The sequence below is a fragment of the Candidatus Thioglobus sp. genome (assembly GCA_028228555.1).
Lineage (GTDB): Bacteria > Pseudomonadota > Gammaproteobacteria > PS1 > Pseudothioglobaceae > Thioglobus_A.
The window spans coordinates 1-12,677 of sequence record JAOJBP010000008.1; the positions used below are offsets into that span (position 1 = coordinate 1).

Annotated in this window: 11 protein-coding genes; 10 read left to right on the forward strand and 1 reads right to left on the reverse strand. The window is 36.8% G+C overall.

Annotation, left to right across the window (positions count from 1 at the left end; all coding sequences use genetic code 11):
- The 6 genes from ppsA to N9Y32_05030 form a co-directional block, all read left to right on the forward strand.
- Positions 1-2,264, forward strand: a 2,264-nt coding sequence (gene ppsA, locus N9Y32_05005; GenBank protein MDB2590371.1) for a phosphoenolpyruvate synthase, incomplete at its 5' end; no start/stop codon positions are given.
- Entirely contained in the window at positions 2,245-3,069 is an 825-nt protein-coding gene (locus N9Y32_05010; GenBank protein ID MDB2590372.1) for a kinase/pyrophosphorylase, read from the forward strand. The genes ppsA and N9Y32_05010, both read left to right, overlap by 20 nt.
- Before the next feature lie 434 nt (positions 3,070-3,503).
- Positions 3,504-3,944, forward strand: coding sequence for a division/cell wall cluster transcriptional repressor MraZ (gene mraZ, locus N9Y32_05015; protein ID MDB2590373.1), 441 nt, complete (start codon positions 3,504-3,506; stop codon positions 3,942-3,944).
- Positions 3,941-4,864 carry a 16S rRNA (cytosine(1402)-N(4))-methyltransferase RsmH gene (rsmH, locus tag N9Y32_05020; protein ID MDB2590374.1) on the forward strand — a complete coding sequence of 308 codons (924 nt, stop codon included), beginning with the start codon at positions 3,941-3,943 and terminating at the stop codon, positions 4,862-4,864. The genes mraZ and rsmH overlap by 4 nt, the downstream gene beginning before the upstream one ends.
- Positions 4,864-5,160, forward strand: coding sequence for a hypothetical protein (locus N9Y32_05025; GenBank protein ID MDB2590375.1), 297 nt, complete (start codon positions 4,864-4,866; stop codon positions 5,158-5,160). Before rsmH ends, N9Y32_05025 begins: the two co-directional genes overlap by 1 nt.
- On the forward strand, positions 5,157-7,046 hold the full coding sequence (locus tag N9Y32_05030; GenBank protein MDB2590376.1) for a penicillin-binding protein 2: 1,890 nt from the start codon (positions 5,157-5,159) through the stop codon (positions 7,044-7,046). The genes N9Y32_05025 and N9Y32_05030 overlap by 4 nt, the downstream gene beginning before the upstream one ends.
- Here the strand turns inward: N9Y32_05030 and dnaG are convergent, their stop codons facing one another.
- Positions 7,047-8,873: a DNA primase gene (gene dnaG, locus N9Y32_05035; GenBank protein ID MDB2590377.1), complete on the reverse strand. Its 1,827-nt coding sequence runs from the start codon at positions 8,871-8,873 to the stop codon at positions 7,047-7,049.
- 13 nt (positions 8,874-8,886) lie between these two features.
- On the opposite strand from dnaG, the gene N9Y32_05040 reads away from it, so the two are divergent.
- The 4 genes from N9Y32_05040 (at position 8,887) to gorA (ending at position 12,673) form a co-directional block, all read left to right on the forward strand.
- On the forward strand, positions 8,887-9,783 hold the full coding sequence (locus N9Y32_05040; GenBank protein MDB2590378.1) for a lipid A biosynthesis acyltransferase: 897 nt from the start codon (positions 8,887-8,889) through the stop codon (positions 9,781-9,783).
- A gap of 83 nt (positions 9,784-9,866) precedes the next feature.
- A complete protein-coding gene (gene rpsO, locus N9Y32_05045) occupies positions 9,867-10,127 on the forward strand; it encodes a 30S ribosomal protein S15 (protein ID MDB2590379.1) in 261 nt (86 codons plus the stop codon).
- Between the two features lie 69 nt (positions 10,128-10,196).
- Complete coding sequence (prfB, locus tag N9Y32_05050) at positions 10,197-11,291, forward strand: peptide chain release factor 2 (protein ID MDB2590380.1); 1,095 nt, start codon at positions 10,197-10,199, stop codon at positions 11,289-11,291.
- A gap of 41 nt (positions 11,292-11,332) precedes the next feature.
- Positions 11,333-12,673, forward strand: a complete 1,341-nt coding sequence (gene gorA / locus N9Y32_05055; protein ID MDB2590381.1) for a glutathione-disulfide reductase — start codon at positions 11,333-11,335, stop codon at positions 12,671-12,673.
- Positions 12,674-12,677: the final 4 nt, after the last annotated feature.

A 12,677-nucleotide genomic window follows, 5' to 3' on the forward strand; every position in this document is an offset into this window, starting at 1 on the left:
GTGTTCGAGTTCCTGGTGGTTTCGCAACAACTGCGCATGCGTTTGAAATGTTTCTCAAGCATAATAATCTAAAAAATAAAATTAATGAGCTGCTTAAAGACTTAGATCCTAATAACATCCAAGAACTAACAACTGTGGGATCTACTATTAGAGATTGGGTGCAAGAATCTCATTTTCCAGATGAAATACATGATGAAATTGTCAGTAATTATCAGCAACTTGAAAAAGAATTAGGAGAAACAGCTACATTTGCTGTGCGGTCTTCTGCAACTGCAGAAGACTTGCCTGAGGCTTCATTTGCTGGGCAACAAGAAACCTATCTCAATGTTCATGGTATCGACGACATACTTAGCTCAATTAAAAAAGTATTTGCCTCACTTTACAACGATCGAGCAATTTCATATCGCGTTCATCAAGGCTTTGAACACTCCGAGGTCTCCCTATCTGCTGGCATTCAGCAAATGGTTAGAAGTGATATTGGTGCTAGTGGTGTTATGTTTACTATTGATACAGAATCTGGATTTGATGAAACTGTATTTATCACCTCTGCTTATGGACTAGGAGAAACTGTTGTTCAAGGTTCAGTTAATCCTGATGAATTTTATGTACATAAACCAACATTACAAGCTAATAAATTGGCCATTCTTAGTCGCACTTTAGGCTCTAAAGAAATCAAAATGACGTATGCTCATGATGATCTAAAAAATACTGTCACTATTGAATCAGTCCATAAAGACCAACAGCAACAATTTAGTTTGAACGATGATCAAATTCAAGAATTGGCACGCTACGCTATTACTATTGAGCAGCACTATCAAAGACCCATGGACATTGAATGGGCACTTGATGGTAACAATAATAAACTTTATATCGTTCAAGCTCGACCTGAGACTGTTAAAAGTAGAGAAGATAATTCAAATACAATTGATAGATATAAATTAACGCAAAAGTCAGATGTGCTTATTGAAGGCAGAGCGATTGGTCAAAAAATTGGACACGGCCCTGCTCGCGTTATTAGCAACATTTCTGAAATGGATCAAGTCCAAGAAGGTGATGTTTTGGTCACAGATATGACTGATCCAGATTGGGAGCCAGTCATGAAACGCGCCTCTGCTATTATTACTAATCGTGGCGGGCGTACTTGTCATGCCGCTATTATTGCTCGAGAATTGGGCGTGCCTGCCATTGTAGGAACTGGCAATGCAACAGAAATACTGACCAACCAAACCCCTATTACCGCCTCTTGTGCACAAGGTGATACGGGTTATGTTTATGAAGGCATACTAGACTTTGAGCATACAAAATTATCTGTTGATGCGTTACCTGAAATTCCAACCAAAATCATGATGAATGTTGGCAACCCTAGTCGAGCATTTGATTTTGCAAACATTCCTAATTCGGGTGTTGGCTTGGCACGATTAGAATTCATCATTAACACTACTATTGGGATTCACCCGAAAGCCTTGTTAGAATTTGATCAATTGCCAGAAGATATGCAAGCAGAAATTAAACATAGGTCAGCGGGCTACAGCTCTCCTCTTGAATTTTATGTGAGTAAACTTACCGAAGGAATTGCCACTATTGCCGCTGCATTTTCTAAAAATCCAGTTATTATCAGAATGTCAGATTTTAAATCCAACGAATATGCAAACCTTTATGCAGGCACAAGGTATGAGCCTACTGAAGAAAACCCTATGATTGGCTTTCGAGGAACAGCTCGATACCTATCACAAGATTTCAGAGCTTGTTTTGAGCTCGAGTGTCAAGCGCTCAAAAAAGTTAGAGAGAAAATGGGATTGACCAATGTAGAAATCATGATTCCGTTTGTCAGAACTTTAAGTGAAGCCAAGCAAGTGATTGAACTTTTAAAAGTTAATGGATTGGAGCGCGGCGTTAACGGTCTTCGAATAATTATGATGTGCGAGATACCTTCAAATGCTGTACTTGCAGATGAATTCTTAGAATATTTTGATGGATTTTCTATTGGCTCAAATGACATGACGCAACTTACCCTAGGCATGGATCGTGATTCAGGCATTATTGCTGATGGCTTTGATGAGCAAGATCCTGCTGTTAAGAAAATGATTTCTATGGCAATCAAGGCCTGTCATGCACAAAATAAATACATTGGTATTTGCGGACAAGGCCCTTCTGATTATCCAGAATTTGCACAATGGTTACTAGAGCAAAAAATCAGCAGTATTTCGCTTAATCCCGATACAGTTATAAAAACGTGGTCACATCTTGGTCAATCAAAACAATAAAAATAGAGTTGTCTTCTTTATTTCTGACCGTACAGGAATAACAGCAGAAGCCTTAGGGAGTAGTCTTTTAAGCCAATTCGAAGGCTTAAATTTTACTAAAAATCATCTGTCTTTTATTGATACACTTGATAAAGTTCATGATGCCGTTAAGAAAGTTAATAGCGCATCTTTAGAGGCAGGTGAGCCAGTATTAGTTTTTAGCACTCAAATTCACAGCGAGTTTAGAGCCATGCTTTCTAAGAGTAATTGCGTGTTCTTTGATTTTTTTGAGACTTTTATCTCAAAAATGGAGAGATCATTAGATCTAAAATCTTCACATACTGCTGGGAAATCTCATGGCGTAAATCATAATAATAATTACTCAAATAGAATGAGTAGTATTAATTTTGCACTAGGTAGTGATGACGGATTAGGCTCTAAAACATATGAGAATGCTGATCTAATCTTGATTGGGGTATCTCGTTCTGGCAAAACACCTAGCTGCCTATTCATGGCATTACAATATGGTATCAATGCGGCAAACTACCCGCTCATCGAACAAGATCTAGAAAACACAAAACTGCCTGAAAGCTTGCAACAATTCAAACACAAACTATTTGGCCTAACCATTAACCCAATTCGCCTGCAAAAAATCAGAGATGAGCGAAGAAGTAATAGTAATTATGCTTCATTAAAACAATGTCAAAATGAAGTGAAACGCGCAGAAGATCTTTATCATTCAAACAATATTCCATTTATAGACACTACTCAAATTTCTATTGAAGAAATTAGTGCCAAAATTATCAATAAACTATCCTTAAGATAGCCATAAATAGCCTCATTTTCAAAAAATCTAAAATTTTTATTGGATTTTACTTCTATCTATCCTTTTAGCCATCAATTGGCTTATTTTTACTATAAAACCTTGGTTTTTAACTAAAAAATGGCTTTTTTAATGCTTAATAATCACTCTACAGCCCTTGTTAATAGTGTATTTGTACTCATTCTCATATTTTGCTAATTTTTTAATCCAACAGAAAGTAATAAATTTGTAATAAAGTGGTTGAAAGTGGTACAAAGTGGTATAAAATGTTTTTATAACTACTTGAGGAGAGTTATAAAAAAATGCAATTAATCACACACTTGGGAGAGAGAAATATGGAAGCTTTACTACATACATTTATCTACGCATCAGCAGCAGTTATCCTTTCATTAGGCCTTGCCACTATTGTTTAGCACTTTTAAAAAATGTTTAGAGGTGTGCACAATTTAACAGTCGATGCAAAAGGGCGAATAAAAGTCCCTACGCGTCATCAGGTTCAGATCGATAGTATTTGCGCCGGACAGATGGTGCTTAGTATTCATCCTGATGATCCTTGTTTATTGTTATACCCATTAAAAGATTGGCAAGCACTAGAAGAAAAAGTTAGTGCATTGCCATCTTTGAATATTCATACCAAACGCTTAAAACGTAAACTCATTGGGCATGCAACAGATTGCGAGTTAGACAAAGCAGCTCGTATATTAATTCCAGGCGCATTAAGAGATTATGCCAACATAGGTAAAAAAATTATCCTAAGTGGTCAGGGTCATAATTTTGAATTATGGGATGAAGAAACTTGGAATAAACAACTTAATAATTTAGACGCGTTAAGCAAAAAAGAAGTCATACCAATAGAAATATCCCAATTGTCATTATGACATCAAATCATCATCAATCAGTTATGTTTGATGAATCCATCAAAGCGCTCGAATTAATCGAAGATGGCATTTATATTGATGCTACTTTTGGCCGTGGTGGACACTCACAAGGCATTTTAGATCGTGTAGGTGATAATGCTCAACTGATTGCTTTTGATCAAGATATTAGCGCTATTAATTACGCCAAAGAAACCTTTGTCGACGCTCGTTTAAACCTAATCCACAGTTCATTTGCACAAATGCATACAGTAATTGAAGGCATGGGTCTTACTGGAAAAATTAACGGTATTTTGATGGATTTGGGTGTTTCTTCGCCGCAACTTGATAATGCAGAACGAGGGTTTAGTTTTAATAACGAAGGTCCTCTTGATATGCGCATGAATCAAACCACAGGATTAAGTGCAGCGCAGTGGTTAGCGCAAGCTGGTGAGGAGGAAATTGCTAATGTTATTTACCAATTTGGAGATGAGAAAAAATCTCGTCATATTGCCAGTCGTATCAAAAAATTTCAACTAGAACAGCCACTAGAGACCACTTTACAGCTAGCAAATATTGTTAGTGAAGTGGTTAGAGGTCAAAAGAAAAAACACCCTGCCACTCGAACTTTTCAAGCTATTCGTATATTTATCAATGAAGAGTTAAAACAACTCACAGAAACATTAGAGCAGTCCAAGCAAATGTTGACTTGCAATGGTCGGTTATCTATTATTAGTTTTCACTCTATTGAAGATAGAATTGTTAAAAGATTTATTCAGAAAAATTCACGACAAAAAACATTGCCAAAAGGTTTGCCAATTTTTGATCAGGCTTTAGAAAAAATGCCTTTTAAAGATTTAGGTAAGCAGTTTGCCAGTAAAGATGAAGTAACACATAATAAACGCTCACGCAGCGCCATTCTAAGAGTGGCTGCTAAAACCTAATGCTGCCTTCATACATTAGCAAGACTCAATTTAACTTAATAATACTCATTGGTATTATTACTCTGAGTCTATTAAGCATTATCTGGCATCATCAAACTTATACACTTTACAAGCAAATTAATCAAACAAATAGTGAGTATTATCAAGCGATGGCGCTTAATAAGCAGCTACTTAGTGAGCACTCTCAAATCATGAGTGGTAATGAAATTAAAGTACATGCGATTAACTCGCTGGGCATGAAAGAAGCGCAGAAAAAAGATTTTGGTCGATGGTATAAAGGCAATCTAGCGTTATGAAGTTTTCTTTATTTAAACTCATCCCTGGTGTTGAAAAAGTACAGGGATATTGGCGTCGACAAGGTTTTGTAAAATTTGTATTTGTTGCGTTATTTGGACTTTTCTCTTATCAAGCAATTTCGATTTCAAATACAAATCAATTAGGGCCATCTGTTCAAGAGCGCGCGCATAATCAAGCTAATAAAGTACAGACTAATACTGCAAGACGAGGAGACATTCTAGATAGAAATGGCAATATATTGGCCAGCTCTAGACTGCTTAAACGAGTTATCCTAGATCCTATGCTGATTGATCCAGAATTCATTCCAGGACTGGCAGCAGCATTGGACATGAATGAGGAGAAATTAAGCGTATTACTTGAAAGAAAAAGAGCAATAAAATCACGTTATTTACCCATTAAAAAAAACCTTACTCTCACCGATCCAATTCTTAAAAATTTGATTGCCTTTAAAAAACAAAAAACAAAAATTTGCAAGAAAAAACCGACTCATGCCAAAATCAGTCTACTTGATAAAGCACTTAATGCCATTCAATGGCAATCAGTTAAAGGTACAAAAATTATAATTGACAGCTGTTCAAATAAGCGAATTGGGCAAGCTGTCGTATTAAGACAAGACACTCAAAGGTATTACCCTAAGTCAGCCTCGATGGCGCCTCTTTTAGGACGTGTTAACTCAGAAAATAAAGGTGGCTCTGGCATTGAGGCAGAGTTTGAAAATATACTAGCAGGTGTTAATGGTAAAAATCATTTAAATTTTACCCATAATGCTGATAAGGCTTATTTCAATCCACAGGTGCAGTCTGAACTCACTCATGGTCATAATATTGAGCTCACCATTGATACAGATATTCAGTATCACGCTTATGCAGCTATTAAAACCTCTGTTTTAAAACATGAGGCCGATTCAGGTTCAGCTATTATTTTGGCGCCAAATGGTGAAGTGCTGGCCATGGTTAATTACCCTGCAGATGATCCTAATGATAAAAGTTTATACAACCCTGGGCATTATCGTAATCGTGTTTTGTCAGATAAAGTAGAGCCTGGCTCGACCATGAAGCCATTTACTATGCTTTTAGCACTTGATCAAAAAAAAATTAGTGCTGAAGATGACGAGCTGATAGATGTTAGTAAATCAATCGGGCATCTTAAAACGAATCGAGAGGTTATAAAATATGGTGATGCGATTACAGTTAAAAAAATACTACAAAAATCTCATAATTTAGGCACCGTTAACGTCTCTGAGCGACTCAGCAAACAAGATATGTACAATACTTGGAGTAAACTTGGATTTAGCCAGCCTTTGGGCTTAATTCCTAGTATTGAAAATTCAGGATCATTAAGGCATTATTCATCTTGGGGCTTAATGGATAAACGCACCCTTTCTTTTGGATACGGACCAATGAATACAAATCTCGCGCAACTTGCTAGGGCTTATCTTGTTTTTGCTAATGATGGAGCAATGCCTAATTTAAAACTTATTAAAAATATGTTTTATGATGAAGAAAAAGTGCAAATTTTTAATAAAAAATCAACTGATAAAATAGCAGAATTACTAGATAGCGTTGCTTCTAATGATGGCTCAGGCTATTGGTCAAGCATTAAGGGTTATAGCATTGCAGGTAAAACAGGTACAGCGGAGATGAGTATCAATGGCTCTTATGATAAGAATGGCGCTCAACGGACTTTCTTTGCAGGTTTTGCACCTGTTAAAGATCCGAAATATATTATGCTAGTCAGATTGGATCATCCTAAAAAGTGTTATTCGAAAGGCAAGAAACAAATCAAAAGAAATTGCCAAGGTTCCAACTCTGCTGCTATCGTATTTAATGAAACTATGAAGCACATTTTAACTAATGACAAATCAATTAGGATGAGCCTAAGATAACTAAGCCTTTCGCTTGCCTTTAAGAATGCCTTGCATAATTTGTTGTTGTTCTTCCAAGGTATGGGCATGATGAATGGAAGCTTTTATATGTTCAGCCTTTTGTTGGTTTTCTATGCTGGTTAGAATAGACAAAAACTCTTCTCGAGCTTGAACTTCACTTAAGTGAGGCTCAAGAACACATAACTGATTCAATCGTTTAAAAATTCCTTGCTTATCTTGAAAAGGCTTAATTAATTCTGATTGAGAAATATTCTCATCCATTTGTGCAGATCTAACAAGTTCTAATAGCACTTGTGAATTTTCAATAGCACGAACTCTAACCTCAATGGTTGACTCTGCTAACGTAGGATAATTTAATAATAAAGCTATCATCTTTGACATCAATACCTTTGTATTGGTCTTTTTGACTATAGGCTTATATTGGGCTGGCGACTGCTCTGCATAGCCTGAAAAACTAGACAGATCTATTTCATTAGGGATTTCGTATTCCGTATCCATCTCCGTATAAACTTGGATTGGTTCTTGCGCTTGGGGTTTTTGCTGGTCTGCAATTGAACGAACCTGATCAATACTTTGATCCACTACCTGGGCTAACCCTTCTAGTAATTGCTGTTGAAATACTTCGTAATTAACTGATTTTATTAAGGCTGTTGCTTTTTCTAAAAATAAGGTCTTACCTTCAATGGTATCAAAATCAACTTCTGCCTTAAGATGCTCAAATAAAAATTGAGACAAAGGCTGCGCTTTAGAAATTCGCTCTTCAAAAGCTTTGGCCGACTCTTTTTTTACTAATGAATCAGGATCCTCTCCATCGGGTAGGAATAAGAACTTAAATATTGCACCCGCTTTAATCACGGATAAAGTAATCTTTAAGGCTTTCCAAGCCGCTGCGCGACCTGCATCGTCTCCATCAAAACAAAAAACAACAACATTACTGGTTCGTATTAATATTTTCAGATGTTCTGGGCTGGTCGCTGTACCCAGCGTAGCAACTACCTTGGTGATGCCTGCCTGGTGAAGTGCCACAACGTCCATATAGCCTTCCACTACAAGCATATAATCCATTGACCTGGAATACTTGCGTGCATGATATATGCCGTACAATTCTTTTGATTTAGAAAAAATAACACTTTCAGAAGAGTTTAAGTATTTAGCCTTTACGTCTTTCTCAAATGCCCTACCACCAAAAGCGATAATATTACCTTTAGTGTTATGAATGGGAAACATAAGACGATCACGAAAAAAATCATAATCTCCGTATTGACCTTCTTTGACCAGTCCAAGTGTTTTTAAATCAGCAACTTCTTGTTCATTGTTTTCACAGTGCACAAGTAAATCTTTATTGCTCGGTGTTGCAAAGCCCAACTCGAAGCGTTTGGCAATGGTACCACTAATACCTCTAGCTTTTGCATATTGAACCGCTTTATCTTTGGCTGGTGAATTGCGTAATTGGGCTGTATAAAAGCCACCCACTTTCTTAGATAATAATCGATAGCGCTCAAATCTCGGATCAACAGGTTTAGAATTGGAATCATATTCAATAGCTAGTCCGCATTCACTGGCAATTGTTTCAATTGCTTCAACAAAATTCAAGTTGTCAAATTTTTGAATAAAACTAATAGCACCGCCACTCTCACCACACTTAAAACAATGATAAAATTGCTTGTGGGCATTGACTGAAAAGTTGCTATTTTTACCCCCGTGAAATGGACAAGGTGCGCGATAATCACTGCCAGATTTTTTAAGTGGCACGCGTTTATTGATCAAATCAACAATGTCGACTTGATTGGGGAGTTCGTCAATAAAGCTTTGACTAATATAAGGCATAAACCGTATTTTAATGAATAATCGAAAATTTTATCATCCTAAATTTCTACCAACTTGGCTACTAATCGGCCTTATGAAGCTGGGCGCTAAATTACCTTTTAATATTCAAGTAATGATTGGAAAACTAATGGGTATGACTTTATATCGACTTTTTAGTCGTCATAGAAAAATTGCTTTTATTAATATATCTCGCTGTTTCCCTAATAAAAATAAATCTGAAGTCGAGACACTCGTTAAACAAAATTTTGAGGCCTTAGGCATCTCAATTTTTGAAACTGCTAATGCCTATTTTGCAACAGATAACAAAATCAAATCTATGCTTAGCATTCGTAATGAGCATCATTTAACGCAGGCTATTGAAAACAAGCAAAGTGTTATTTTATTATCAGCACACTTTATGCCATTAATGCTCGGAGGTCGTGCGCTTTTACTAAAGCATCATATCGCTAATATTTACCGTCCTCAAAATAATCTCTTATTTGATACAACCATGCGTGAAGTTTATGAAAATCATGGTGCAACTATGATTAAAGCTAAAGATATTAAATCCTTACTTAATGCTATTAAAAATAAATTACCCATTTGGTATGCGCCTGATCAAGACTTAGGCGTCGAAAAATGCGTATTCGCGCCTTTTTTTGGTATTCAAACTGCCACGGTCTCTGCTACAGCTCGTCTTGCTAAAAACGAAAATACTGTTGTAATACCTTTTTTCTTTAATCGCATAGAGTCAGGCTATAGTATGAACTTTGAAGCACCTATTGATAATTATCCTAATGCTGATGCTATCATTAGTGCCACTATAACTAATCAGATAATCGAATCGCAAATTTTAAAATACCCTGAACAATACTTATGGACACATAAACGATTCAAAACGCGTCCTGAAGGCGAGAGCGATTTTTATTAACTTATTTGTCTAAATATTAGAACAATTATTCAAATTAGCGTATAATTAACCCTTTATTATTTTAAGTTTCAGAATTATTTATTATGCCAATTGATACACAAGCAATTATCAAAGAATACCAATCTACTGATGGAGATACCGGCTCTACAAACGTACAAGTCGCTTTATTAACAGCTCGCATTAAACATTTAACTGAGCATTTCCAAACGCATAAAAAAGATCACCACTCTAGAAGAGGTCTTTTGAACTTGGTTTCTCAACGTAAAAAATTACTAGCTTACCTTAAGGGTTCAAACGTGGATGCATACTCTGATTTGATTTCACGCTTAGGCCTGAGAAAATAATTTAAATTATTTTCACAAAAGCCCCTTTTGGGGCTTTTTTTATGTCCACTCAATAGTAAAATCAAGATCATGGAGCTATCACCTACTTATCAAAAAATTAATGACTTACTTGAGCGTTCAAGTTTATTGTCGACGCATCTTGAGTTGGAAGAAAAACAAGGTCGCTTAGAAGAGGTTTTACTCGAAATGGAAAATCCTGAAATATGGTCGAATCCAGATGAAGCTCAACTATTAAGTCAAGAAAAGATAAAGCTAGAAAATATTTGTCAAACATTTGAGCGAGCTGAAAATATTTTAGCAGATGCAGTGGAATTGCTCGACATGGCACAGGCAGAAAATGATGAACAGACTGCTGTTGGAGTCAAAGATGATTTAGAAGTTATCGAGTCATCTATTGCTAAATTAGAGTTTGAACGCATGTTTAACGGAGACTTAGATCCTAATTCAGCCTATCTTGATATTCAGTCAGGCTCAGGCGGGACAGAAGCCCAAGATTGGGCAGAAATGGTATTACGCATGTATTTACGCTGGGGTGATAAACATAATTTTAAAGTTAAACTTATGGAAGCTTCTGCCGGTGAAGTGGCGGGCATAAAATCTGCCACCATACATTTTGATGGTGAATATGCGTATGGCTGGTTAAGAAGTGAAATTGGAATTCATCGATTGGTTAGAAAATCACCTTTTAATGCTAATGGTAAACGCCATACATCCTTTTGCTCTGTGTTTGTCTCGCCAGAAGTTGATGATAATATAGATATTGACATCAACAAAACAGACATTCGTATTGACACTTATCGCGCTAGTGGTGCAGGTGGTCAGCATGTTAACAAAACTGATTCAGCAGTACGCATCACTCATCTACCCACTAACACAGTGGTTCAATGTCAAGATGGCAGATCCCAACATGCCAATAAAGATCAAGCCATGAAGCAGTTAAAATCAAAGCTTTACGAGCTTGAAATGCAAAAGCGTAATAGTGAAAATCAAGAGCTGGAAGACGCCAAATCTGATATCGGCTGGGGTCATCAAATTCGCTCTTATGTACTTGATCAATCTCGCATTAAAGATTTACGAACTGGGGTGGAGTCAAGCAACACTGGTGATGTACTTGATGGGAATTTAGACAAATTTATTGTAGCCAGTCTTAAAGCAGGCTACTAAACAACTGAAAAGCAAGACTCATTAGTTATACGGAGAATACAATGACAAATAAAACAACACATTATGACATGATTGCAATTGGTGCTGGATCTGGCGGCTTATCAGCAGTAGAAAGAGCTGCAGAATACGGTAAGAAATGCGCTGTCATTGAAGTTAAAACCATTGGTGGCACTTGTGTCAATGTGGGTTGTGTACCGAAAAAAGTCATGTGGTTTGCAGCTAACACTGCCACACAAATTAATAGCGCCAAAGGCTTTGGCTTTGATGTTGAAATTAAAAACTTCTCTTGGAAAACTCTAAAAGAGGGTCGAGATAATTATATTAAAGGTATCACTACTTGGTATGATGGCTACTTAGAAGAATTAGGTATTGACTATATTCACGGATTTGGTAAATTAATTGACCAAAATACAATCATAGTTAATGGTGTAGAGTATAGCGCTGATACAATCGTACTTTCACCGGGTGGTGAGCCTGCTGTGCCTCATGTTGAAGGTGCAAAATATGGCATCACTTCAGATGGATTCTTTGAGCTAGATGAGTTACCTAAAAAAGCTGCTGTAATTGGTGGTGGCTATATTGGAGTTGAGCTAGCAGGTGTGTTAAATGCACTTGGTTCGTCGGTAGAAATATTTGGCAGATCTGCTAAGTTACTTAGCGGCTTTGATCCAATGATTCAAGATGCGCTAGATAAGGATTATACAAATCACGGTATTAAGCTTCATCATAACACTCAAATTGACAAAATTTCAAAAGATAAAACCATACATACCAACAAAGGTGATTACTCTGGCTTTGATGTTATTATTTGGGCAGTGGGTCGAAACCCATTGACTCAACATTTAGGGCTGGAAAATGCAGGTGTTGAATCTGATCAACGAGGCTTTATTCCTACTGATAAATTCCAAACAACTAACATTAAACATATCTTTGCACTTGGTGATGCAACAGGTCGCGCACCTCTTACGCCTGTAGCTATTGCTGCTGGAAGAAGACTGTCTGATCGTTTATATAACGGCATGACCAATCGTCATCTTAATTATGATAATATTGCAACGGTGGTTTTTTCACACCCACCAATCGGTACGATTGGCTTAACTGAAATACAAGCAAATGAAAAATTTGACAAAGTCAAAGTTTACAAATCAGAATTTACACCAATGGCTGACGCTCTGCTTGATCATAAAACAACCACTGCTTTGAAATTAGTCTGTGAAGGTGACGATGAAAAAGTAGTTGGCTGTCATATTATGGGTCATGGTGCTGATGAAATGCTACAAGGTTTTGCCGTTGCTATTAAGATGGGGGCGACCAAGAAACAGTTGGATGATACAGTAGCAATCCACCCCTCTAGTGCAGAAGAACTTGTTACCATGCGTTAGTAAC